Raw genomic sequence first — 22,104 nt, forward strand, 5'->3', positions numbered from 1 at the left:
GGGCAAACAGCGCGGTCAATATGAAAAGGCCCCCGCGATGAAGCGGGGGCCCAATCGTCGTTTCGCTAATCCGTAATGGATCAGACCGAATAGTACATGTCGAACTCGACCGGATGCGGCGTCATCTCGAAGCGCAGGACCTCGGCCATCTTCAGTTCGATGTAGGAGTCGATCTGATCGTCGTCGAACACGCCGCCAGCCTTCAGGAAGTCGCGATCGGCATCGACCGCATCGAGCGCGTCACGCAGCGAGCGGCAGACGGTCGGGATGTCCTTCAGCTCTTCCGGCGGCAGATCGTAAAGGTCCTTGTCCATGGCAGAGCCCGGATGGATCTTGTTCTTGATGCCATCGAGGCCCGCCATCAGCATCGCGGAGAAGGCGAGGTAGGGATTGGCCGTCGGATCCGGGAAGCGGACTTCCATGCGCTTGGACTTCGGCGACTGACCGAAGGGGATGCGGCAGGAAGCGGAGCGGTTGCGCGCCGAGTAGGCGAGAAGCACCGGCGCCTCGAAGCCGGGGACCAGACGCTTGTAGGAGTTGGTCGAGGGGTTCGTGAAGGCGTTGAGCGCCTTGGCATGCTTGATGATGCCGCCGATGTAGTAGAGGCAGGTCTCGGAAAGACCGGCGTACTCGTTGCCGGCGAATACGGGCTTGCCACCCTTCCAGATCGACTGGTGGACGTGCATGCCGGAGCCGTTGTCGCCATAGACGGGCTTGGGCATGAAGGTCGCCGTCTTGCCATAGGCATTGGCGACCTGGTGGATCACGTACTTGTAGATCTGCAGCTTATCCGCGTTGCGAACCAGCGTGTCGAACTTCATCCCGAGCTCGTGCTGAGCGGCGGCCACCTCGTGGTGGTGCTTCTCGGTGGCCACGCCCATTTCGGACATGACCGAAAGCATCTCGGAGCGGATATCCTGACAGGAGTCGATCGGCGGAACCGGGAAGTAGCCGCCCTTGATGCGCGGGCGATGGCCGAGGTTGCCGGTCTCGTATTCCGCGTCGTCGTTGGTCGGCAGCTCGGAAGAGTCGAGCTTGAATCCGGTGTTGTACGGATCAGCCTTGTAACGCACGTCGTCGAAGATGAAGAACTCGGCCTCGGGTCCGAAATAAGCGGTATCGCCGACGCCCGACTGGTTCAGATAGGCTTCCGCCTTCTTGGCCGTGCCGCGCGGATCGCGATTGTAGCTCTCGCCCGAAATCGGGTCGAGAATGTCGCACATGATCGCCATCGTCGACTGGGCGAAGAACGGGTCCATGTGGGCCGTCTCCGGGTCGGGCATCAGCACCATGTCGGATTCGTTGATGGCCTTCCAGCCGGCGATCGAGGAGCCGTCGAACATCGAGCCTTCGGCAAACATGTCCTCGTCTACGATAGCAACGTCCATGGTGACGTGCTGCAGCTTGCCCTTGGGATCGGTGAAACGAAGGTCAACGAATTTGACGTCGTTGTCCTTGATTTGTTTCAGCACGTCGTTGCCCGTCGTCATTGCGGTCCTTTCCTGCGATACGACAAAGTTGGGTAGAGAGCGAGGAAGATCAGATGGCGTCGTTGCCGGACTCGCCGGTGCGGATGCGCACAGCTTCCTCGATGGGGGACACGAAGATCTTGCCGTCGCCGATGCGCCCTGTCTGGGCTGCCTTGCGAATGGCTTCAATGGCGGCCTCGACGGCCTCGTCGGGGAGCACGACCTCGACCTTCACCTTGGGGAGGAAGTCGACGACGTATTCGGCGCCGCGATAGAGCTCAGTGTGCCCTTTCTGGCGTCCGAAGCCCTTGGCTTCGGTGACGGTGATGCCCTGCAAGCCCACTTCTTGAAGAGCCTCCTTCACCTCGTCCAGCTTGAAAGGCTTGATGATGGCCTCGACCTTCTTCATCGAAAATCCTTCTCGACGTCTCGCCGTGCGCGACTCCCGTCTGTCGCTCAGACGGATGCAGGAGCCGTGCCAACCAATGTGTCCATGACGCACTCGTCGCGCGTCAGACCGCTCACGCTTCACGGATAGGCGTTTCGACCCATTCCGGCAACCTTTCGGGCCTCATTCGAAACGTCCTGCTTGCATTTTTGGTGGTCCGGGCCACATCGATGGGCAGCAATTTCCAAATCCCGCGAAACAACCTGAGCATTCACGCGTCAGGCTGCCAATGAAATAGGCAGAGATGGCTGAAATTTCGAACCGCTTCGCCCTGCTGACTCCGAGGGAGATGTCTTCCGCCGATCAAGCCGCCGTTGCTGCCGGGATACCCGGCATTGTTCTGATGGAGAACGCGGGAAGAGCCGTGGCCGATGCGGTGCGAAAGGCCTTTCCCGCCGTGCGGCGGATCGCGGTTTGGGCTGGCCCGGGAAACAATGGCGGCGACGCCTATGTGGCCGCTCGGTACCTGTCGGAAGAGCCGAGCCTTGAGGTCGTCCTGTTTACGCTTGCTGCCCCTTCAGGCTTGTCGGGTGACGCGGCGATCGCTGCGCAAGGATGGCATGGCGCAGTCAAACCGCTGGACGAGTGCGATCCTCGCGCCTTCGACGTCGTCATCGATGGGCTGTTCGACGCGGGTCTCGGACGCCCCATCACCGGCGGCGCGAAGGAAGCCATCGCCCGGCTCAATTCTGCCGACACGCCGGCTGTCGCCATCGATCTTCCTTCCGGTGTTTTCGGCACCAGCGGTGAAATTCTTGGTGCTGCCGTTGAAGCCAGCCTGACAGTGACGTTCTTTCGCAAAAAGCCCGGCCATCTGCTGCAACCGGGCAAGGAGCTTTGCGGAAAGCTCCTGGTCGCCGATATTGGAATACCGGTTGGGGTGCTTTCATCGATCGGAGCGCGCGCGTTCGAGAGCGATCCGCTCTGGTGGAGGAGCGCAGCCAAGACACCTTCGGCCACGGGGCACAAATATGATCGCGGCCACGCCGTGGTCTTCTCCGGAGGCGCATCGAGGACCGGAGCGGCGAGACTTTCCGCCATCGCAGCGTTGCGGGCCGGAGCGGGCCTGGTGACGCTTTTCTCACCTGCCTCGGCGATGCTGGTCAATGCCGGCGCGCTGACCGCCGTCATGCTCAAGCGCTGCGACGACGAGCGCGATCTCGCTGCTCACCTCGATGATGAACGGCTGAACGCCTTTGCGCTGGGGCCGGGCTTCGGTGTCGGCGAAAAGGCGAAAGCGTTCGCCCTCGCCATCCTGGGGGCGGGACGGTGTCTAGTTCTGGATGCGGACGGAATCACTTCCTTTGCCGGCGAACCGACAGAGCTGTTCCAAGCTGCATCGGCATCAAACGGCGAACTGGTGCTGACGCCGCACGCCGGCGAATTCAAGAAGCTCTTCCCAGAGATCGCTGGCGACAGCGCCCTGTCGAAACTGGAGAAGGCGAGGGCGGCTGCGAGCCTTAGCGGCGCGGTGGTCTTGCTGAAGGGAGCCGATACGGTGATCGCGGCGCCGGACGGGCGAGCGGCGATCAACACCACCGGAACGCCTTGGCTCGCGACCGCCGGCAGTGGCGATGTGTTGACCGGCATGATAGCCGGCTTGCTGGCCAATGGCGGCGAGGCCTTCGAATGCGCTGCGGCGGGCGCCTGGATGCATGGCAAGGCGGCGGAAATCCTCGGTCCGGGGCTCATCGCCGAGGATCTGCCAACGGCGCTTCCGCGTGTTCATTCCATGCTGGTGGAACAGCCATCGAGCGAATGACGATCACCGGGACTGTCGTTCTTGCTCAACCTGCTTGGCAGAACTCCGAAAACGCAACGCGCTCCTGCCGCATCATTCCTTGGCGAGACGCTCCATGAACGCCATCGCGCCCTGCGGCGCGCGCACCTTTCCCTCGTGGATGAAGTAGACGAAGACGTCGCGTTTCGCCTTGGGCGCGGCATGATCCGCATCGGCCAGCGGTAGATCGTCGGGCTGGTCTCCCACCGCCCAACGCCTTGCGCGTTCCGCCCATTTATCGAGTGCCTTGGGCGCATAACAGGTCGGCGTATCGTCATCGCCCTTCTGGAGCCGGGCGTAGACGAAATCGGCGGTGACGTCGGCAATCTCGGGATAGGTGTTGTGATCGGCGTAAACGATGGCGACGCCATATTTGCGAGCCAGCGCCACGAATTCGGGCACCGCAAAACTCGCGTGGCGCACCTCGACGGCATGACGAAGTGCCAGGCCGTCCTGGCGTTCCGGCAGGAGCTTCAAGAAGGCTTCGAAGTCCTCCGCGTCGAACTTCTTCGTCGGCGCGAACTGCCAAAGGAGTGGCCCGAGCTTCTCGCCAAGCTCCGAAATTCCCGAGCCGAGAAAACGGGCCATGGACTCGCCTGCCTCGCCGAGTACCTTGCGGTTGGTGACGAAGCGGTTGCCCTTGAGCGAGAAGACGAAGCCGCTCGGCGCCTCGGACGCCCATTTGGCGAAGGTCGCGGGCTTCTGGGTGGCGTAGTAGGTGCCGTTGACCTCGATGGTCATCAGCTTCGATGCGGCATATTCCAGCTGGCGCTTCTTGGGCAGATCGCTCGGGTAGAACGAGCCTTCCCACGGCTCGAACGTCCAGCCACCGATGCCGGATCGTATGGTACCACTCATTCCGCGGCCTCCCTTTTGGCCTGAGGATGCCGTTCCAGCAGTTCCTTCAGGAACTTGCCGGTCCAGGAGCGCTCGACCTCGACGACCTGTTCCGGTGTGCCGGTCGCCACGATCTCGCCGCCGCCGTCTCCGCCCTCGGGACCAATGTCGATCAGCCAGTCGGCGGTTTTGATGACCTCCAGATTGTGCTCGATCACCACGACGGTATTGCCCTTGTCCACGAGCCCCTGAAGGACCTCGAGCAGCTTGGCAACGTCATGGAAGTGAAGGCCGGTGGTCGGCTCGTCGAGGATATAAAGTGTGCGCCCCGTAGCTCGCCGCGACAGCTCTTTCGCCAACTTGACGCGCTGCGCTTCGCCGCCCGAAAGCGTCGTTGCCTGTTGGCCGACCTTCACATAGCCGAGGCCGACCTCCTTCAACATCGCCAGCTTGTCGCGCACCGCCGGCACGGCCGAAAAGAACTCGACGCCTTCCTCCACCGTCATGTCGAGAACGTCGGCGATCGACTTCTCCTTGAATGTCACCTCAAGGGTTTCGCGATTGTAGCGCTTGCCATGGCAGACGTCGCAGGTGACGTAGACATCGGGTAGGAAGTGCATCTCGATCTTGATGACGCCATCGCCCTGACACGCCTCGCAGCGCCCGCCCTTGACGTTGAAGGAGAAGCGGCCGGGTTGATAGCCGCGTGCCTTGGCCTCGGGCAAGCCGGCAAACCAATCCCGGATCGGCGTGAACGCGCCGGTGTAGGTGGCGGGATTCGATCTCGGCGTGCGCCCGATGGGCGACTGGTCGATATCGATGACCTTGTCGAGGTGCTCCAGCCCCTCGATGCGGTCGTGCTCCGCAGGCAGGTCGCGGGAGTTGGAAATCCGCCGCGCGGCCGCCTTGAACAGCGTCTCGATGAGAAAGGTCGACTTGCCGCCGCCCGATACCCCGGTGACGCAGGTAAACAGGCCAATCGGAACCTCGGCCGAGACGTTCTTTAGATTGTTGCCGCGCGCCCCTACCACCTTGAGCGACTTGCCCTTGGTCGGCTTGCGCCGCTCTTCCGGCACCGCAATGCCGAGCGCGCCGGAAAGGTAGCGCCCGGTCAACGACTTCGGATGCGCCATGATCTCGGCAGGCGTGCCGGCGGCAATGACCTCACCGCCATGGATGCCGGCGGCAGGGCCGATGTCGACGACATAGTCGGCGGTGCGGATGGCGTCTTCGTCGTGTTCCACCACGATGACCGTGTTGCCGATGTCGCGCAGATGTTTCAGCGTCTCGAGGAGCCGCGCATTGTCCCTCTGGTGCAGGCCGATGGACGGCTCGTCGAGAACATAAAGAACGCCGGTGAGGCCAGAGCCGATCTGAGAGGCGAGGCGGATGCGCTGGCTCTCGCCGCCCGACAGGGTACCGGACGAACGCGAAAGCGTGAGATAGTCGAGCCCGACATCGTTCAGGAAGCGCAGACGCTCGCGGATTTCCTTGAGGATGCGCACCGCGATCTCGTTCTGCTTGGCGGTGAGCTTTTCGGGCAGTGCGGCAAACCAGTCGTTGGCGGTGCGAATCGAAAGTTCCGTCACCTCGGCGATGTGACGCCCGGCAATCTTGACCGCGAGCGCCTCCGGTTTCAGCCGAGCGCCGCCGCATGCCGGGCAGGGCGTTTCCGACATGAAGCGCTCGATTTCCTCGCGCACCCACGCTGAATCCGTCTCCTTCCAGCGGCGGGCGAGATTGGGAACGACGCCCTCGAATGTCTTCGTCGTGGAGTAGGAACGAAGTCCGTCATTGTATTTGAACTCAATCTTCTCGCGGCCCGTGCCGTTGAGGATCGCGTTCTTCGCTTCGCCCGGCAGATCGGCCCAGCGGTCGGTCTGCTTGAATCCGTAGCGCTTGCCGAGGGCATCGAGCGTCTGGCCATAGTACGGTGAAGTCGACTTCGCCCATGGCGCAATGGCTCCGGCCTTCAGGGTCATGTTCTCGTCAGGCACGATGCGGGCGGCGTCGACCGCCTGGCGCGAACCCAGACCGTCGCAGGTCGGGCAGGCGCCGAAGGGATTGTTGAACGAGAAAAGCCGTGGCTCAATTTCGGGGATGGTGAAGCCCGACACGGGGCAGGCGAACTTCTCCGAGAAGACGAGCTGGATCGGCTTGCCATTGTCATCCTTCCCGTCAGCCAGTTCGGCGATGGCGAGGCCCTCGGCCAGACCCAAGGCTGTCTCGAGGGAGTCGGCGAGGCGCGTCCCGAGATCGGAGCGCACCACCAGCCGGTCCACCACCACCTCGATGTCGTGCTTGAACTTCTTGTCGAGCGAGGGAGCGTCGGCGATGTCGTGAAACTCACCGTCGATCCGGACGCGCTGAAAGCCGCGCTTCTGAAGCTCTGCCAGCTCCCTCTTGTACTCTCCCTTGCGGCCGCGCACGATCGGCGCCAGCAGATAAAGCCGCGTTCCCTCAGGCAGGGTGAGGACCCGGTCGACCATCTGGCTGACGGTCTGACTCTCGATCGGCAGGCCGGTCGCCGGCGAATAAGGGATGCCGACGCGCGCATAAAGCAGGCGCAGATAGTCATAGATCTCGGTCACGGTGCCAACCGTCGATCGAGGGTTCTTCGACGTCGTTTTCTGCTCGATGGAGATGGCCGGCGATAGCCCGTCGATCTGATCGACATCCGGCTTCTGCATCATCTCCAGAAACTGGCGGGCGTAGGCCGAGAGGCTCTCGACATAGCGGCGCTGTCCCTCGGCATAGATGGTGTCGAAGGCGAGCGACGACTTGCCCGAGCCGGAAAGGCCGGTCATGACGATCAGCTTGTCGCGCGGCAGATCGAGATCAACGTTCTTGAGATTGTGCTCGCGCGCGCCGCGAATGGAGATGCTCTTCAGATCCGCCATGACCCGTCAGCGTTTTGATGTCGATGATTGCGCCGGCTCGTGTCGGCCGACCCGTCGTCTAGATAAAGATCGGAGAGCAGAATGCGAGGCCGCGAAGCGAAATGGAGCGACTCCGATCTTGCATGGACTGGAACATAATGCGAACATTTCGCTATGGCAACGTCTTCCTCGCTGGTTGTGGAAATCTCGCGAAAGCGCCACCATCGAGTTTCAAGCCGTTATCAGCGCTTGATGATTGCATTATGGTGCGCGCAAACTTGGCTCGCCGAGCCGCAATGAAATTCGAAGTGGAGTGAACGGAATGGCTGGCAGCGTCAACAAGGTGATCCTGGTGGGAAATCTGGGGGCCGACCCGGAGATCCGCCGGCTGAACTCCGGCGACATGGTGGTCAACATGCGCATCGCCACTTCCGAGACTTGGCGCGATCGCCAGTCCGGCGAGCGGCGGGAGCGTACCGAATGGCACAATGTCGTGATCTTCAATGAGAACCTGGCCAAGGTTGCAGAGCAGTTTCTGAAAAAGGGCGCAAAGGTCTATGTCGAGGGCCAGCTCCAGACGCGCTCCTGGGACGATCAGTCCGGCCAGAAGCGCTACACGACGGAGGTGGTTCTTCAGCGATTCCGTGGCGAGCTACAGATGCTCGACGGCCGGGGTGAGGGTGGCTCCAGCGGTGGCGGAAGTGGTGGAGGCTACTCCCGTGGCAGTGGCAGTGGTTCTGGCGGCGGCGGATATGACCGTCCGGATGATCGCGGCTATGGCGGCGGCGGCGGCGGTGGCGCGTCGCACGATCTCGACGACGAAATCCCGTTCTGACAGCATTCCATGCCAGAGCAGAATGTAAGGCTGGTTCACCAGCCTTATGACACGGCCGGCAAATAAGGCGGGCGGATCAGCGCAGCTCGGTATAGGTCATCTACGGCCTTGCCGAGCGCGGCGATTGCTTTCTACTCAGATCAAAAAGGCGAAGTGTCGGAGAGAGCCGCTCGGGATTGTGCTGGCGTGAACAACTCGCGGGCACCGTCAGCCACGAACTGCACGGCGAGAGCTGCCAGCACCACGCCCAACAGGCGTGAGACGACCATGCGGCTCGTCGGCCCGAGAAACCTGTCGATGGCGTGTCCAAGCGTCAGAATGGCGAAGGAAAGCCCAAGCGCCGCCGCGATGACCAGGATCAGCCCGACCTGTCCGGCAAGCGTCGGCAAGGAACCCGACAGGAGGATGACGGCCGTGATCGCTCCAGGTCCCGCCATCAGCGGGATCGCGAGCGGAAAGGCGGCGATGTCGTGCCCTTCTTCTTCCTCGGCCGTGGCCTCCTCGGCATTTTTCTGTTTGCGCTCGCCGCGCTTTTCGAAGACCAGTTCGAACGCGATCCAGAAAAGGAAGATGCCGCCGGCCACACGGAAGGCACCAAGCGTTATGCCCAGCGCCTGAAGTACTGACAATCCGGCGAGCCCGAAGAGAGACAGGATGACGCCGGCGATCAGCGAGGCCCGCAACGCGATCCCGCGACGGTGGGCAGCGCGGGCGCCCGGCGTCAAGGCGAGAAACACTGGCACGAGGCCGAGCGGATCGATAATGACGAAGAGCGTCACGAAGCCGTTGATCAGAAGGTTTGTCATGGCCTTTGAGGCAGGTTTCGCCTGTGGGCAAACAGGAGCGGGATCAGAAGGAAAGCCGCGACGCCATGTGGCGGCCCCGGACAGCAGTGTCATAGCCAGGGCGAGGCTTCAAGTCTTGGGAGAGGCTTCCTCCACGTTCGCCTGCCCATAAGAAAGCACTCCGTGAAAATTATCGCCATCTTTTCGCGAAGAAATTTCGCGCCGCACGATAAAGCCTTGTGAACAAAGGAAGAAATCCCTCTTTTAGGCCGGCCTCCGATTTGGCATTCGTTGCGCTAACGCGCTATATACGGCGAACTGAAATCGATTCACCCAGGTCTAGCCTTGGCAGAAGAACAGAATTCCAAAGGACCGCCGGAGCGGCCCTCGGACATTGAATCCGTCTCGATCATCGAGGAAATGCAGCGCTCCTACCTCGATTACGCCATGAGCGTGATCGTCAGTCGCGCGCTTCCGGACGTGCGTGACGGCTTGAAGCCGGTGCATCGCCGCGTTCTTTACGCGATGCACGGCATGGGACTCGCGTTCAACCGATCGTTCCGAAAGTCGGCGGGCGTGGTCGGTGAGGTCATGGGTAAATACCATCCTCACGGCGATGCCTCGATCTATGACGCCTTGGTGCGCATGGCGCAGGACTGGTCCATGCGCGCCCCGCTCATCAATGGCCAGGGCAACTTCGGCTCGATCGATGGCGATCCGCCGGCGGCGATGCGATATACCGAATGCCGGCTTCAGCGGGTGTCTGAGCCGATGCTCTCGGATATCGACAAGGAGACCGTCGACTTCCAGGAGAACTATGACGGGCGTGAGATGGAGCCGACGGTGCTGCCGTCGCGCTTTCCGAACCTTCTTGTCAACGGCTCGGGCGGTATCGCCGTCGGCATGGCTACGAACATTCCGCCGCACAATCTCGGCGAGGTGATCGATGGCTGCATCGCCATGATCGACGATCCGGCGATCTCGCTCGACGAGCTGATGGAGCACATTCCGGGACCGGATTTCCCGACCGGAGCGATCGTCCTCGGGCGCGCCGGAATCCGCTCAGCCTATGAGACCGGACGCGGCTCGATCCTGATGCGCGGCAAGGTTCACATCGAGACGATGCGGGGCGAGCGTGAGGCGATCGTCGTCACCGAGATTCCCTTCCAGGTGAACAAGGCGACGATGATCGAGAAGATGGCCGAGCTCGTGCGCGACAAGCGCATCGAGGGCATCTCCGACATCCGTGACGAGAGCGACCGCGAGGGCTACCGCGTCGTCGTTGAGCTCAAGCGTGACGCGAGTTCCGACGTCGTCCTGAACCAGCTCTACCGGTTCACTCCGCTCCAGACCTCGTTCGGCGCCAATATGGTGGCACTCAACGGCGGCAAGCCGGAACAGATGACGCTGGTCGACATGCTGTCGGCGTTCATCGCTTTCCGCGAGGAGGTGGTCAACCGGCGCACGCGCTTCCTTCTGAGGAAGGCTCGCGAGCGCGCCCATGTCCTCGTCGGACTGGCCATCGCTGTTGCCAATATCGACGAGATCATCCGGCTTATCAGGCAGGCGCCCGACCCGGCGACAGCACGCGAGCAGTTGATGGAGCGCGAATGGGAGGCGAGGGACGTCGCGCCGCTCATCCGCCTGATCGACGATCCGCGCCACAAGATTTCGGAGGCCGGAACCTACCGGCTGTCGGAAGAGCAGGCGCGCGCCATTCTCGACCTTCGCCTGCAGCGGCTCACTGCATTGGGTCGGGACGAGATCGGCGACGAGCTGAACGTGATCGGCGCGGAAATCCGCGATTATCTCGAGATTCTCTCGTCGCGCGTTCGGGTGCGCCAGATCATCAAGGACGAGCTGACGGAGGTCCGCGAGACCTTCGCCACGCCGCGCCGCACGGAGCTGTCCGAGGGCGCGGCCGACCTCGAGGACGAGGATCTGATCCCGCGCGAGGACATGGTCGTGACCGTCAGCCACGGCGGCTACATCAAGCGCGTGCCGCTCGCCACCTATCGGGCGCAGCGTCGCGGCGGCAAGGGCCGGTCGGGGATGAGCCTGAAGAACGAGGAGGATTCGGTCACCCGTCTCTTCGTGGCCAACACCCACACCCCAGTGCTCTTCTTCTCCTCGCGCGGTATCGTCTATAAGGAAAAGGTCTGGCGCCTGCCGCTGGCCACTCCGCAGTCGCGCGGCAAGGCCTTGGTCAATCTCCTTCCGCTTCAGAAGGACGAGCGCATCACCTCGATCCTGCCCCTGCCGAACGAGCCGGAGGCAGCCGAGGAACTCAACGTGATGTTTGCGACCACAAGAGGGACGGTGCGGCGTAATAAGCTGTCTGACTTCCTCCAGGTCAATCGCAACGGCAAGATCGCGATGAAACTGGACGAGGCCGACGACGAGATCCTCGCCGTCGCCACCTGTTCGGAGACCGATGATGTTCTCCTGACCGCCTCGAATGGTCAGTGCATCCGCTTCCCCGTGACCGACGTTCGCGTCTTCGCGGGCCGCAACTCAGTCGGCGTACGCGGAATCTCGTTGACCAATGGCGACCGGGTCATCTCCATGGCGATCTTGCGCCATGTTGATGCGACGCCCGCCGAGCGCGCTTCCTACCTCAAGATGCGTCGCGCGGTGGAAGGCGAAAGTGCCGCCGATACGGTGCTGGAGGAGGAGGGCGTCGAGGACGTCGCCATCAGCCAGGAGCGCTATGGCTTCCTGTCAGCAAACGAAGAGTTCGTGCTGACGGTGAGCGAATTTGGCTATGGCAAGCGCTCTTCGTCCTACGATTTCCGCACCAGCGGGCGCGGCGGCAAGGGCATTCGAGCCACCGACGTCTCGAAGATGAACGAGATCGGCGCGCTGGTTGCCGGCTTCCCTGTCGAGGATGGAGATCAGATCCTGCTTGTCAGCGATCGAGGTCAGCTCATTCGCGTGCCGGTGGAAGGCATCCGTATTGCTGGGCGAGCGACGAAGGGCGTCACAATCTTCAGCACCGGCGAGAGCGAAAAGGTCGTTTCGGTCGAGCGCATTCCTTTCCAGGCTGGAGAGGAAGGCCATGACGTTGGGGAAATTGCCGACGGCGATGACGCCGATCCTTCGACCCCTGAGGCCTGATTTCGAAAGGCCAATAAAAACGAGCGCCTCGCTAAAAGAGGGGCGCTCGTGGGCTGCGGCAAAGACTGACGGATTCTTGAAACCTATGGCGATTGGCTAGAGCGCGCTTGGCTTGCGCTCATGAGTTCGACAAGTTTCCCTCAGCGCATCAATTGATGTTTGCGAATGGTTGCTTTGACCTTAGCCCGCTGAAGGTCGCTATGCAAAGTGATCGCCGTCGCGGACACCAGCGCTGCAGCCATCGTCAGGGAAAGAGCAAAAACAAACATTGTCGGTCTCCTTGCTGGTGGATGAACGTACTGACGCCGATCTGGTTCCACCCTAGATCGAAAGAGATGAACGACCCGCTATCGGGTGGTTCATCTTCGGTTCACCATGATCGATCAAGACCCCGAGTTGGGAAGCAGGTCTGAGAGCAGGAGAGGGGAAGAATGGCGCGCATCGGATTCTACCCGGGTTCATTCGATCCCATCACGCTCGGCCATGTCGACGTCGTGCGGCAGGCTGCGCGCCTCTTCGATGAAATCGTCTGCGGCATAGGCGTGCATCCTGGAAAGAAGCCGTTGTTTTCTTTTGAGGAACGCGCGGATATGGTGCGCGGTGTCCTGGCTGATGTCCTCGGTGGAGGCAGCGTTCGGGTGACGGTCGTGGCCTTCGACGGATTGACCGTCGAAGCCGCGCGCCAGGCTGGCGCGGCAGCGCTGATCCGCGGCTTGCGCGATGGGACCGATTTCGACTACGAAATACAGATGGCCGGCATGAACGGCGTCATGATGCCGGACCTTGTCACCGTAATGCTGCCCGCCAGCCCGATGGTTCGGCCAATTACTGCCACTCTTGTGCGTCAGATCGCGGCCATGGGCGGCGACGTCGGCCCTTTTGTGCCGCCGCTTGTTGCGCGGGCTCTTGGAGAAAAATTCTCGGGCGCTCGAGCTGAAAACTCACGCTAGGGCGAAGAATCCATTAACGGGGACGTTCAAACACATGGGAATTTCCACCCGCATCGCCGGCGCCGCGCTGGCGCTCACGCTTTTCTCGCTTCCGGCGCTCGCCGCTGATCCGCAGAACACGCTGGTGATCACGACCTCGCATGGCGAGATTGACGTTGCGCTGCGGCCCGATCTTGCGCCAAACCACGTCAAGCGTATCAAAGAGCTCGCGCGGGAGGGCGCCTATGACGGCGTCGTCTTCCACCGCGTCATCGACGGCTTCATGGCCCAGACGGGGGACGTCGAATACGGCAAGGAGGGAAGCGCCGGGTTCGATGTTCGCAAGGCCGGCATGGGCGGCTCCGACAAGCCGGACCTCAAGGCTGAGTTCTCTGACGCGCCGTTCAAGCGCGGCGTGGTTGGCATGGCGCGCTCGAGCGATCCGGATTCGGCGAACTCTCAGTTTTTCATCATGCTCGCTGACGGCGATTTCCTGAACGGCCAGTACACTGTGCTCGGCGAGGTCGAGAAGGGCATGGAAGTGGTGGACGCCATCAAGAAGGGCGATCCGAGCCGCAACGGAAGCGTCGACAAGCCCGACAAGATCGTGGAAGCCCACATCGCCGCCGATAAGAAGTAGGGCTGCCGCGCCGGCGAGAAGACTTGTCTCCTCGCCCTTGATGGTCCATGTGCCTGCCATGCCGCGGTCCGGTATCTTCCGGGCCGCTCCGTTCTACGATCACGAGAGGAATACGTCGTGACCTATGAAAATCCGGAAGACACCCTCGTCCTCGAGACGACCAAGGGGAAGGTCGTGATCAAGCTGCGTCCCGATCTGGCGCCGAACCACGTCGCTCGCATCAAGGAACTGGCGCGCGAGGGCGCCTATGACAACGTGGTTTTCCACCGCGTCATCGACGGCTTCATGGCCCAGACCGGTGACGTGAAGTTCGGCAAGAAGGACGGATCGAGCTTCGATCCGCGTCGTGCCGGCATGGGCGGCTCCGACAAGCCGAACCTCAAGGCAGAGTTCAACACCGCCAACCATGGCCGGGGCGTCTGCTCCATGGCGCGCGCCCAGAGCCCGGATTCCGCCAACTCGCAGTTCTTCATCTGCTTCGACGACGCGAGCTTCCTCAATCGCCAGTACACGGTATGGGGCGAAGTGATCGAGGGCATGGAGAACGTCGATCAGATCAAGCGCGGTGAGCCGGTGAGCGATCCCGACTCGATCGTTTCCATGCGGGTCGCCGCCGACCTTTGATAGCGAAGCAATGCGCGTCGATCTCTTTGATTTCGAGTTGCCAGAGGATCGCATCGCGCTGAGGCCGGTCGTGCCGCGCGAGGCGGCACGACTTCTCGCCGTCTCAAGAGGCGGCGCGCTGGCCGATGCCCATGTGGGCGATTTGCCGGATCTGTTGCGGTCCGGCGATGTGCTGGTGTTCAACGACACGCGAGTCATTCCGGCGCGTCTCTTCGGTGTGCGCCGGCGCGGAGAAAACGCTGCTCGCGTCGAGGCGACGCTCCATCTGCGTGAGTCGCCAGAGTGTTGGCGCGCTTTCTTGAAGCCCGCCAAGCGGGTTGCCAGCGGCGAGACGTTGATCTTCGAAGGCGGCGGCGAGGTGCTGATGGCGCGGATCGAGGAGAAAGGCGAGGGCGGCGAGGCGCTTCTCGCCTTCGACCGCAGCGGCGCGGATCTCGATGCGGCGCTGGCCGCCGTCGGCCTTATCCCTTTGCCGCCCTATATTGCGGCCCGTCGCGACATCGACGAGCAGGACCGCGCGGACTACCAGACGATCTATGCGCGAGAGAACGGCGCGGTGGCGGCTCCGACCGCCGGGCTCCATTTTACGCCTGACCTCTTGGCGCGCCTCGATGCGCGCGGCATCCGTCACGAGTTCCTGACGTTGCATGTCGGCGCCGGCACCTTCCTGCCGGTGAAGGCCGACGAGACGGCGGGCCACAAGATGCATGCGGAAATTGGCCACCTCGACGCGGCGACAGCCGAGCGCCTCAATCGCGCCAGAGTCGAGGGCGGGCGTATCGTCGCGGTGGGGACCACCTCGCTGCGCCTCTTGGAAAGCGCGGCGCGGGAAGACGGAACGATCGAGGCCTTCACAGGATCGACAAGCATTTTCATTACGCCGGGCTATCGATTCCGCACTGCCGACCTTCTGATGACCAATTTTCACCTGCCGCGCTCGACGCTGTTCATGCTGGTTTCAGCCTTCAGCGGCCTCGAGACCATGCGGGCCGCCTATGCCCATGCCATCGCCGGCGGCTATCGCTTCTATTCCTACGGCGATGCCTGCCTGCTCGAACGGGTCTGATACAATGACTGAGACCTTTCAGTTCCGCCTCCTCGCCGAGGACGGTCGCGCTCGCCGTGGCGAAATCTCGATGCCGCGCGGAACAATCCGTACGCCGGCCTTCATGCCGGTGGGTACGGCAGGCACCGTCAAGGCGATGTATCCTGACCAGGTGAGAGAGCTTGGCGCTGACATCATCCTCGGCAACACCTATCACCTCATGCTGCGGCCCGGAGCCGAGCGGGTGGCGAGATTGGGCGGACTGCACGAGTTCGCGCGTTGGCCGCATCCGATCCTGACCGATTCGGGCGGGTTCCAGATCATGTCGCTGGCGGCCCTGCGCAAGCTGAAGGAGAGCGGCGTCACCTTCCGCTCCCATGTCGACGGCCAAGTCCACGAGTTGTCGCCCGAGCGCTCGATCGAGATCCAGGGGCTGCTGGACAGCGACATTCAGATGCAGCTCGACGAGTGCATTCGCCTGCCGGCTGAGCGCGAAGAGATTGAGCGGGCAATGGAGCTCTCGCTGCGCTGGGCCGAGCGCTCCGCCGCCGCTTTCGGCGAACAGCCTGGCAAGGCGATGTTCGGCATCGTTCAGGGCGGTGATCAGCCGGACCTTCGCATTCGCTCGGCGGAGCGGCTCTCGGCCATGAACCTGAAGGGTTATGCCGTCGGCGGGCTCGCCGTGGGTGAGCCGCAATCCGTCATGCTGGAGATGCTCGACGTCACGCTGCCGGCGATGCCGCATGCCAAGCCGCGCTACCTGATGGGCGTCGGCACGCCCGACGATCTCCTGGAATCCGTCCGACGCGGTATAGACATGTTCGATTGCGTCATGCCCACGCGCGCCGGCCGCCATGGCTTGGCCTATACTCGCTTCGGCAAGTTGAACCTCAAGAACGCTCGCCATGCCGAAGACAGTCGCCCGCTCGACGAACAGTCTGATTGTTCGGCAGCTCGCGACTACTCACGCGCCTATCTCCATCATTTGGTAAAGGCGAACGAGATCCTCGGCGCGATGCTGCTGACCTGGGTGAACCTCTCCTACTATCAGTTCCTCATGCAAGGCATTCGCGACGCTATCGAGGCTGGTCGGTACGACGACTATGTCGCGAGCGTGAAGGAAGGTTGGGCGCGCGGAGAGGCCTGACGTCCCTCTTAGCTCCAGAAGGTGCGCGGAAGACCTGCCTCAGCGACAATCAGAAAATTTGAGAAAATTTGCTGACGAGAGATTGACTACGATCGAGTGTCTATCTTTGGAAGCTTTTCGAACTATAAGGTTCGTTATCCGTCGCAGAAAGTGCGGAAGCGCAAGGTTTTCTGGCTGATTTCCTTGTGTCTATAGGCGGAGTCGTCGCGGCTTGTGCAGGGCTGATTTACGTTTCCTTACAGTAATTGAACGGTACATATCGACAGTTTGGGGATAATTTCATTTGATAGAAATGGGTCTGCGACAGGATGTCCCTATCAGATTTCCAGAAGGGAAAGGACCCAACGATGACCCAGATGATTTCGACTGTTGCCGTCGATCAGTGCGCCGCCGAAGCCTGCGGTGACAATCGCCACGCCATCAGCATCATCCACGGCCTCGGGATCGAGTATGAATGGTCGGAGCGCGACGCACTGCGCGACCTGCGCGTCTTCCACGGGTGCGTGAACGTTCCGGTTCGGCTTCCTGCCTACATCCGCTCGGTCAAGTGAGCCGCCTGCTAGGTGGGCACGATGTGCCATGACGCGTCGCAGGCAATCCTGCGGCGCGAGGACTGGAGCAGCGGGGATCAGTCCACATCACGCGTAGACGAGAGCACCTCGGCATCTGGCGCACGCGGATTTTCCAGGCCCGTCGCACTATCCCATCAGCGGCGTTCTTTATGCGCATTGATCGCCATGGTTTCGCCCGCCTGACCGTCGAATCGGCGTCTTGCGTCGAACACCCGTTCCTGATTGGCGATGGCCCAGTTTCCCAGTGCCCGAAGCGGTTCGGCCATCTCGAAGCCGAGATCGGTGAGGCAATATTCCACGCGCAGGGGCACTGTCGGGTAGACAGTCCGTTCAACGAAACCGTCCCGCTCGAGGGCGCGAAGCGTGACCGTCAGCATCTTTCGGGAGATGCCGTCCACGGCGCGCTCGATCTCGGTGAAACGCCGCTTGCCCTGCGTTAGAAGCATGACGATATGGACGGTCCACTTGTCGCCGACGAGTGAGATGACTTCATTGGCTCTCGTGCAATGGCCCATCGGGCGGTCCCTCTGTTCCATCGTCGGTCCTCTGTAACGAAAAGGTGCCTTCTTGCGCACCGCCACACGGTCACTATTGTAAAGTCAGTTTCCGTTGTAAACAGAGGAACTCATGAAGACTGTCGCAGTGATCAATGGCTCTCTCCGTCGGGAGTCCATCAACCGCCGTTTCGCCGAAAGCATCGGGAAGCTCGCCGCCGACCGGCTGCGCTTCCAGTTCGTCGAGATCGGCGACCTTCCGCTTTACAACGACGACCTCTGGCAGCCTGAGCCGCCGGAATCGGTGCAGCGGCTCAAGCGGGAGATCGAAGCGGCTGATGCCGTTCTCTTCGTCACCCCCGAATACAACCGCTCCTTCACGCCGGCGATCAAGAACGCGATCGACTGGGGCACGCGGCCCTACGGCAAGAACTCCTGGGCGACCAAGCCTGCCGCCATCATCGGCACGTCGCCGGGCGCTCTGGGAGCCTCCGCGGCGCAGAACGCGCTCAAGGGTCTCGTGACCGTGTGCGACATGGTCCTGATGGGCCAGCCCGAGATCTATTTTGCCTACAAGCCCGAGCTCTTCGACGCCGAAGGCAATATCACGGACGAAAGCACCAAGGCCTTCCTCGGCACCTGGGTCGATCGTTTCGCCAAGTGGATCGACAGGACGTCGGAGCCGCGCGTCGCGGCGCAGGCCGACGCCGCCTGACGAACGTTGCGAAGCCGCCGATTTCTCTCGGCGGCTTCGCTTTATGGATCAGCGCGGAACGACCATCGGCGTACCGGCGCTCGGATCTGGAATGATCCTCGAAGCAAGGCCGAAGGCGAGATCGACATTGGCCTCGGTCAGGACGTCGTCGGGCGCGCCCTGTGCGACCAGTCCACGAGGCCCGAACAAGATCAGATGGTCGCAATAGCGCGCCGCGAGGTTGAGGTCGTGCAGGACGCTGACGACCGTCGTCCCGGCCTCGCGATTGCGCTGCCGCAGCAGGCTCAGGACCTCGATCTGGTGGGGAAGATCGAGCCACGTCGTCGGCTCGTCGAGAAGCAGGAAGGGCGTCTGCTGCGCCAGAACCAGAGCAATCCATGCCCGCTGGCGCTGTCCGCCGGAGAGTTCGGCTAACGGCCTTTCCTGAAGCTCGGTCATCGCAACCGCGCGCAAAGCATCTTCGCAGGCCTCGTGGTCCTGACGGCTCCACGGCGCGAGCAAACCGCGCCACGGTGTTCGACCACGCTTGACGAGATCGCTCACGCGGATGCCCGAAGGGGCGAGGGGGGCTTGCGGGAGGATCGCGATGCGGCGGGCGAGCGCCCGCGTGTCCTGGCGGTGGAGGTCTTCCCCGCCTAGAGTGATTTTCCCTGCCTTGGGGCGGATCAGCCGCGCGAAGGCGCGCAGCAGCGTCGATTTTCCGCACCCGTTCGGCCCGAGGATGGCGTAGACGCGCCCTGGGGAAAGCGTGAGGGAAAGGTCGTCAATGACGGCGCGCTCGCCATAGCCGAGCGTCAGGGCCTCGGCGCGCAGGGAGTCGTCGGTCACAGCTCGCCTTTCTCCATTTCACGAGATAGCCGCCAAAGCAGATACGGGGCGCCCAGGGCCCCCGTCATCACGCCGATCGGTAGTTGCAGGCCCGGGATGGCGGCGCGGGCGGCAAGATCGGCCACGAGGGTCAGGCAGGCGCCTGCTCCCGCCGCTGCGGCAAGGCGGCCGCCCATGCTTCTGCTGCCGGTCAACCTCGCGCCCAAGGGAGCGGCCATGAGCGCGACGAACGGAACGGGGCCGGCAACCGCCACACCCGCCGCAGCAAGCGCGACCCCGGTTGCGGCCAATGCCCATCGTGCCCGTTCGGTCCTGAGCCCCAGTCCCGCAGCAAGGTCGTCGCCCAGTTCCAGGAGGTCGAGAGCGCGAACCTGAAGAGCCAACGCGGTAGCCAGAACACTGCTCATTGTCCAGACCTGGAGTGCATGTCCCCAATCGCGGGCGGCGAGCGAGCCGGAAAGCCACCGTTGGGCTTCCGTGGCGGCCGAGGTGGAAAGCCGCGTCATCAAGAAGGTTCCAAAAGCCGATGTGGCAAACCCGACGCCAAGGCCGACGAGAACCAGCGTCAGCGCGGGGGTCACGTGGCCCGGCCTATGGGACAGAAGCACGACCATGGCCGCCGCGAGCAGGCCGCCGACCGTCGCCGCGAGCGGAAGAGGGAGGGTCAGGCCGGCCGTGATCGCGACCAGGATGGCCAGACCCGCGCCCGACGTGAACCCCATGATGTCCGGCGCCGCGAGCGGGTTGCGAAAGAGCATTTGAAACGTCGCCCCGGAGAGTCCGAGCGCTCCGCCTGCTCCAATCGCCACCGCGGCGCGCGGGGCGCGAATGATCCGAAGGGTCAGCGCGCCCGGACCATCGCCACCCCACAGCCCGTGCCAGAGCGCTGCCAGTCCCACGTGGACGTCGCCAATCAGCAGCGAGGCGACGGTGGCCGCGATCAACAGCAGAGCAAGAACGACAGCTCCTCTCACGTCTGCGCTCCCGGCTTCAATCGACGCGCGATCCATATGAAGACCGGCCCGCCGATGAGCGCCGTCATGATCCCGGCGCGCACCTCGGCGGGAGGAAAGATCAGCCGGCCTGCCGTGTCGGCGACGAGGAGAACGCCCGCACCGAGAATGGCGGAAGCCACCAGCTCGCGCCTGAGATCGTGTCCCGCCACATGGCGCGCCAGAGGCGGCACCATGAGCCCGAGAAAGGCGATCGGACCCGCGACCGAGACGGCCGCGCCAGTCAATGCCGTCACCGCCAAAAGCGCCTGCGCCTGGATCAGTCCGGGGCGGGTGCCAAGTCCCCGCGCCAGCGCCGCGCCCAGCGATAGGGCCTCGAGCCGAGGCGCGAGGATGAGCGCCAACGTCGCGCCCGCAAGGACGATCAGGCTCATCGCCCCGACCGGGCGTTCGATCGCAGAAGACAGCGAGCCCGCCACCCAAAAGCGCAGAACCTCCAGCGTCTCCGCGCGCATGAGAACCATGGCCGAGATCAGCGACAGCAGAAGCGCGTTCAGCGCGGCGCCCGCGAGCGTCAAGCGGATCGGCCCGGCGTCTCCGCTCAGGCCTCCGCCCAGCAGGAATACCGCGGCCGACGCGAGCGCCGCGCCGGGAAAGGCGAGGGCGGTCATCAACCCGTAATCCGCTTGCCCCAAGAGCAGCGCGCCGAGAACGATCGCGAAAGAGGCGCCGGCATTCACCCCCAAAATTCCAGGGTCGGCAAGCGGATTGCGCGTGAGGGTCTGCATCACCGTTCCCGCCAGTCCCAACGCGGCACCGGCGACGAGACCGGCGCCAAGGCGCGGCAGGCGAATCCAGAGGATCGTCACATGAGCCGGGTTTTGCGGGTCCGGCGCGGTGAATGCGTGCCAGACATCGGCCGGCGTAACGGTCCGCACACCCAGAAGGAGCGTCAGTACGACACCGGCAATCAGCAAGCCCACGGCGAGGAGCCCCTTCATGGGGCAAGCCCCGCCTGGAGCGCCGACTGGACGACCGTTTCGGGCGAGCCGTCGGCGGCGGCCGTCAAATCAGCCTCGATGGCGTTCAGCGCGAACGGAAGCGAAAGAACGCTGCCATGCGACATGGCGCCGGCGACAAGCGGCCCGGCAAACACCTCGCGCCCCTCGCGATGGGCCGCGAGCGTCTTGCGCATCGGCAGCGCAATCAGGTCCGGCACCGCCGCAAAGGAGGACACCCAAACCAGGATGTCTGCATCCAGGGGGGAAAGGTCCTCCGGCGACAGGGCGCCATAGAAATCATCCGGTCCCGTCAGCTGCCGCAGTTTTGGCGTTACCGCAAAGCCGAGCTCGCTGAGGAAGTCGGCCCGATTGTCGCCGTGAACGAAAGCACCTGTCTCGCCGCTCCAGTGATAGGCGGCGACCGCCGTCTTGCCGGCCCAGACCGGATTGCGCTCTCGTGCCGCCGCAAAGATATCGCGAGTGCGCGCAACCAACGCCTCGGCCTCCTTGCTCCTGCCAAGGGCACGCCCCAATGTGCGCGTCATGACGTCCCAGGGTGTGCTGTAGGTCGAAAAGCTGGGTTCATGCATCAGCACCGGCGCGATGCAGGAGAGGATCGAATATTCGGCCTTGGAAATGCCGGAGCTGATCGCGACGATGAGATCGGGTCTCAGCGCCGCGACCTTCTCCATCGAAACTTCCCCCGAAAGCAGGACAGGTTCGGCGCCGTTCAAATAGGGCTGCGCCCACGGCCAGACGCCGAACGGATAGTCGCCATACCAATAGCGAACCGCGATCGGCGGCTCGCCGAGCGCGAGAAGCGTATCGTGAGTGGTGTAGCCAAGCGAGACGACGCGCCGCGCCGGAGCAGGCAGGACGGTCTCGCCATAGGCGTGGACGAAGCGCAGCGCCTCGCCTGCGAAAGCCCGAATAGGCAGGAGGGGTGCGGGTGCGAGCAGACCCGCGCCCAACCCCTTCAGGACACGCCGCCGGTCGAATCCCATGC

The 22,104-nt window shown here is 63.0% G+C and carries 21 protein-coding genes; 10 read left to right on the top strand and 11 right to left on the bottom strand.

What is annotated here, in order from left to right; all coding sequences use genetic code 11:
• Positions 1-80: 80 nt before the first annotated feature.
• On the bottom strand, positions 81-1,490 hold the full coding sequence (gene glnA / locus B5D38_RS01760) for a type I glutamate--ammonia ligase (protein ID WP_078706641.1): 1,410 nt from the start codon (positions 1,488-1,490) through the stop codon (positions 81-83).
• 49 nt (positions 1,491-1,539) lie between these two features.
• Positions 1,540-1,878 carry a P-II family nitrogen regulator gene (locus tag B5D38_RS01765; protein ID WP_078706642.1) on the bottom strand — a complete coding sequence of 113 codons (339 nt, stop codon included), beginning with the start codon at positions 1,876-1,878 and terminating at the stop codon, positions 1,540-1,542.
• A 283-nt stretch (positions 1,879-2,161) separates the two neighbouring features.
• Between B5D38_RS01765 and B5D38_RS01770 the strand changes: the two genes are divergently transcribed.
• Complete coding sequence (locus B5D38_RS01770; protein WP_078706643.1) at positions 2,162-3,679, top strand: NAD(P)H-hydrate dehydratase; 1,518 nt, start codon at positions 2,162-2,164, stop codon at positions 3,677-3,679.
• A gap of 72 nt (positions 3,680-3,751) precedes the next feature.
• Here B5D38_RS01770 and B5D38_RS01775 read toward each other — a convergent pair whose 3' ends face one another.
• Both B5D38_RS01775 and uvrA read right to left on the bottom strand, forming a co-directional pair.
• The gene (locus B5D38_RS01775; RefSeq protein ID WP_078706644.1) at positions 3,752-4,555 is read right to left on the bottom strand and encodes a DUF72 domain-containing protein; all 804 of its coding nucleotides are present in this window, start codon (positions 4,553-4,555) and stop codon (positions 3,752-3,754) included.
• Positions 4,552-7,434, bottom strand: coding sequence for an excinuclease ABC subunit UvrA (uvrA, locus tag B5D38_RS01780; RefSeq protein ID WP_078706645.1), 2,883 nt, complete (start codon positions 7,432-7,434; stop codon positions 4,552-4,554). Before uvrA ends, B5D38_RS01775 begins: the two co-directional genes overlap by 4 nt.
• Before the next feature lie 301 nt (positions 7,435-7,735).
• Between uvrA and ssb the strand changes: the two genes are divergently transcribed.
• Positions 7,736-8,248, top strand: coding sequence for a single-stranded DNA-binding protein (gene ssb, locus B5D38_RS01785; protein ID WP_078706646.1), 513 nt, complete (start codon positions 7,736-7,738; stop codon positions 8,246-8,248).
• Between the two features lie 140 nt (positions 8,249-8,388).
• On the opposite strand, the gene B5D38_RS01790 is transcribed toward ssb, so the two are convergent.
• A complete protein-coding gene (locus B5D38_RS01790; protein ID WP_078706647.1) occupies positions 8,389-9,054 on the bottom strand; it encodes a MarC family protein in 666 nt (221 codons plus the stop codon).
• Positions 9,055-9,453: 399 nt separating this feature from the next.
• Between B5D38_RS01790 and gyrA the strand changes: the two genes are divergently transcribed.
• Positions 9,454-12,150, top strand: a complete 2,697-nt coding sequence (gene gyrA / locus B5D38_RS01795) for a DNA gyrase subunit A (RefSeq protein WP_116002552.1) — start codon at positions 9,454-9,456, stop codon at positions 12,148-12,150.
• Between the two features lie 140 nt (positions 12,151-12,290).
• Here gyrA and B5D38_RS22670 read toward each other — a convergent pair whose 3' ends face one another.
• A complete protein-coding gene (locus B5D38_RS22670; protein ID WP_280949358.1) occupies positions 12,291-12,419 on the bottom strand; it encodes a hypothetical protein in 129 nt (42 codons plus the stop codon).
• Between the two features lie 162 nt (positions 12,420-12,581).
• On the opposite strand from B5D38_RS22670, the gene coaD reads away from it, so the two are divergent.
• The 6 genes from coaD (at position 12,582) to B5D38_RS01825 (ending at position 17,086) form a co-directional block, all read left to right on the top strand.
• Positions 12,582-13,100: a pantetheine-phosphate adenylyltransferase gene (gene coaD, locus B5D38_RS01800; RefSeq protein ID WP_078706649.1), complete on the top strand. Its 519-nt coding sequence runs from the start codon at positions 12,582-12,584 to the stop codon at positions 13,098-13,100.
• 34 nt (positions 13,101-13,134) lie between these two features.
• Positions 13,135-13,719: a peptidylprolyl isomerase gene (locus tag B5D38_RS01805; protein WP_078706650.1), complete on the top strand. Its 585-nt coding sequence runs from the start codon at positions 13,135-13,137 to the stop codon at positions 13,717-13,719.
• A 117-nt stretch (positions 13,720-13,836) separates the two neighbouring features.
• Positions 13,837-14,343: a peptidylprolyl isomerase gene (locus B5D38_RS01810; RefSeq protein ID WP_078706651.1), complete on the top strand. Its 507-nt coding sequence runs from the start codon at positions 13,837-13,839 to the stop codon at positions 14,341-14,343.
• A 10-nt stretch (positions 14,344-14,353) separates the two neighbouring features.
• Positions 14,354-15,409, top strand: coding sequence for a tRNA preQ1(34) S-adenosylmethionine ribosyltransferase-isomerase QueA (gene queA, locus B5D38_RS01815; protein WP_078706652.1), 1,056 nt, complete (start codon positions 14,354-14,356; stop codon positions 15,407-15,409).
• 4 nt (positions 15,410-15,413) lie between these two features.
• Entirely contained in the window at positions 15,414-16,535 is a 1,122-nt protein-coding gene (gene tgt, locus B5D38_RS01820) for a tRNA guanosine(34) transglycosylase Tgt (RefSeq protein ID WP_078706653.1), read from the top strand.
• Positions 16,536-16,882: 347 nt separating this feature from the next.
• Positions 16,883-17,086 (top strand): hypothetical protein, encoded by a 204-nt coding sequence (locus B5D38_RS01825; RefSeq protein ID WP_078706654.1) that lies wholly within the window; start codon positions 16,883-16,885, stop codon positions 17,084-17,086.
• A 155-nt stretch (positions 17,087-17,241) separates the two neighbouring features.
• On the opposite strand, the gene B5D38_RS01830 is transcribed toward B5D38_RS01825, so the two are convergent.
• Complete coding sequence (locus B5D38_RS01830) at positions 17,242-17,643, bottom strand: winged helix-turn-helix transcriptional regulator (protein ID WP_078706655.1); 402 nt, start codon at positions 17,641-17,643, stop codon at positions 17,242-17,244.
• Positions 17,644-17,734: 91 nt separating this feature from the next.
• Here B5D38_RS01830 and B5D38_RS01835 point away from each other — a divergent pair, with 91 nt between their 5' ends.
• Positions 17,735-18,316, top strand: a complete 582-nt coding sequence (locus tag B5D38_RS01835) for an NADPH-dependent FMN reductase (protein WP_078706656.1) — start codon at positions 17,735-17,737, stop codon at positions 18,314-18,316.
• A 48-nt stretch (positions 18,317-18,364) separates the two neighbouring features.
• Here the strand turns inward: B5D38_RS01835 and B5D38_RS01840 are convergent, their stop codons facing one another.
• Genes B5D38_RS01840 through B5D38_RS01855 form a run of 4 tightly spaced genes read right to left on the bottom strand, consistent with a single transcriptional unit; the run spans position 18,365 to position 22,102 of the window.
• Entirely contained in the window at positions 18,365-19,144 is a 780-nt protein-coding gene (locus tag B5D38_RS01840; protein ID WP_078706657.1) for an ABC transporter ATP-binding protein, read from the bottom strand.
• A complete protein-coding gene (locus B5D38_RS01845) occupies positions 19,141-20,118 on the bottom strand; it encodes a FecCD family ABC transporter permease (RefSeq protein WP_165690756.1) in 978 nt (325 codons plus the stop codon). The genes B5D38_RS01840 and B5D38_RS01845 overlap by 4 nt, the downstream gene beginning before the upstream one ends.
• The gene (locus B5D38_RS01850) at positions 20,115-21,098 is read right to left on the bottom strand and encodes a FecCD family ABC transporter permease (RefSeq protein ID WP_078706659.1); all 984 of its coding nucleotides are present in this window, start codon (positions 21,096-21,098) and stop codon (positions 20,115-20,117) included. Before B5D38_RS01850 ends, B5D38_RS01845 begins: the two co-directional genes overlap by 4 nt.
• Positions 21,095-22,102, bottom strand: coding sequence for an iron-siderophore ABC transporter substrate-binding protein (locus B5D38_RS01855; RefSeq protein ID WP_078706660.1), 1,008 nt, complete (start codon positions 22,100-22,102; stop codon positions 21,095-21,097). The genes B5D38_RS01850 and B5D38_RS01855 overlap by 4 nt, the downstream gene beginning before the upstream one ends.
• Between the last annotated feature and the right edge of the window lie 2 nt (positions 22,103-22,104).

The organism is Consotaella salsifontis (assembly GCF_900167365.1).
GTDB lineage: Bacteria > Pseudomonadota > Alphaproteobacteria > Rhizobiales > Rhizobiaceae > Consotaella > Consotaella salsifontis.

What these genes read in the sequence shown, in the direction of transcription:
- glnA (WP_078706641.1), bottom strand. Translation starts at nt 1,490, where the DNA reads ATGACGACGGGCAACGACGTGCTGAAACAAATCAAGGACAACGACGTC.
- B5D38_RS01765 (WP_078706642.1), bottom strand. Translation starts at nt 1,878, where the DNA reads ATGAAGAAGGTCGAGGCCATCATCAAGCCTTTCAAGCTGGACGAGGTG.
- B5D38_RS01770 (WP_078706643.1), top strand. Translation starts at nt 2,162, where the DNA reads ATGGCTGAAATTTCGAACCGCTTCGCCCTGCTGACTCCGAGGGAGATG.
- B5D38_RS01775 (WP_078706644.1), bottom strand. Translation starts at nt 4,555, where the DNA reads ATGAGTGGTACCATACGATCCGGCATCGGTGGCTGGACGTTCGAGCCG.
- uvrA (WP_078706645.1), bottom strand. Translation starts at nt 7,434, where the DNA reads ATGGCGGATCTGAAGAGCATCTCCATTCGCGGCGCGCGCGAGCACAAT.
- ssb (WP_078706646.1), top strand. Translation starts at nt 7,736, where the DNA reads ATGGCTGGCAGCGTCAACAAGGTGATCCTGGTGGGAAATCTGGGGGCC.
- B5D38_RS01790 (WP_078706647.1), bottom strand. Translation starts at nt 9,054, where the DNA reads ATGACAAACCTTCTGATCAACGGCTTCGTGACGCTCTTCGTCATTATC.
- gyrA (WP_116002552.1), top strand. Translation starts at nt 9,454, where the DNA reads ATGCAGCGCTCCTACCTCGATTACGCCATGAGCGTGATCGTCAGTCGC.
- B5D38_RS22670 (WP_280949358.1), bottom strand. Translation starts at nt 12,419, where the DNA reads ATGTTTGTTTTTGCTCTTTCCCTGACGATGGCTGCAGCGCTGGTGTCC.
- coaD (WP_078706649.1), top strand. Translation starts at nt 12,582, where the DNA reads ATGGCGCGCATCGGATTCTACCCGGGTTCATTCGATCCCATCACGCTC.
- B5D38_RS01805 (WP_078706650.1), top strand. Translation starts at nt 13,135, where the DNA reads ATGGGAATTTCCACCCGCATCGCCGGCGCCGCGCTGGCGCTCACGCTT.
- queA (WP_078706652.1), top strand. Translation starts at nt 14,354, where the DNA reads ATGCGCGTCGATCTCTTTGATTTCGAGTTGCCAGAGGATCGCATCGCG.
- tgt (WP_078706653.1), top strand. Translation starts at nt 15,414, where the DNA reads ATGACTGAGACCTTTCAGTTCCGCCTCCTCGCCGAGGACGGTCGCGCT.
- B5D38_RS01825 (WP_078706654.1), top strand. Translation starts at nt 16,883, where the DNA reads ATGACCCAGATGATTTCGACTGTTGCCGTCGATCAGTGCGCCGCCGAA.
- B5D38_RS01830 (WP_078706655.1), bottom strand. Translation starts at nt 17,643, where the DNA reads ATGGAACAGAGGGACCGCCCGATGGGCCATTGCACGAGAGCCAATGAA.
- B5D38_RS01835 (WP_078706656.1), top strand. Translation starts at nt 17,735, where the DNA reads ATGAAGACTGTCGCAGTGATCAATGGCTCTCTCCGTCGGGAGTCCATC.
- B5D38_RS01850 (WP_078706659.1), bottom strand. Translation starts at nt 21,098, where the DNA reads ATGAAGGGGCTCCTCGCCGTGGGCTTGCTGATTGCCGGTGTCGTACTG.
- B5D38_RS01855 (WP_078706660.1), bottom strand. Translation starts at nt 22,102, where the DNA reads ATGGGATTCGACCGGCGGCGTGTCCTGAAGGGGTTGGGCGCGGGTCTG.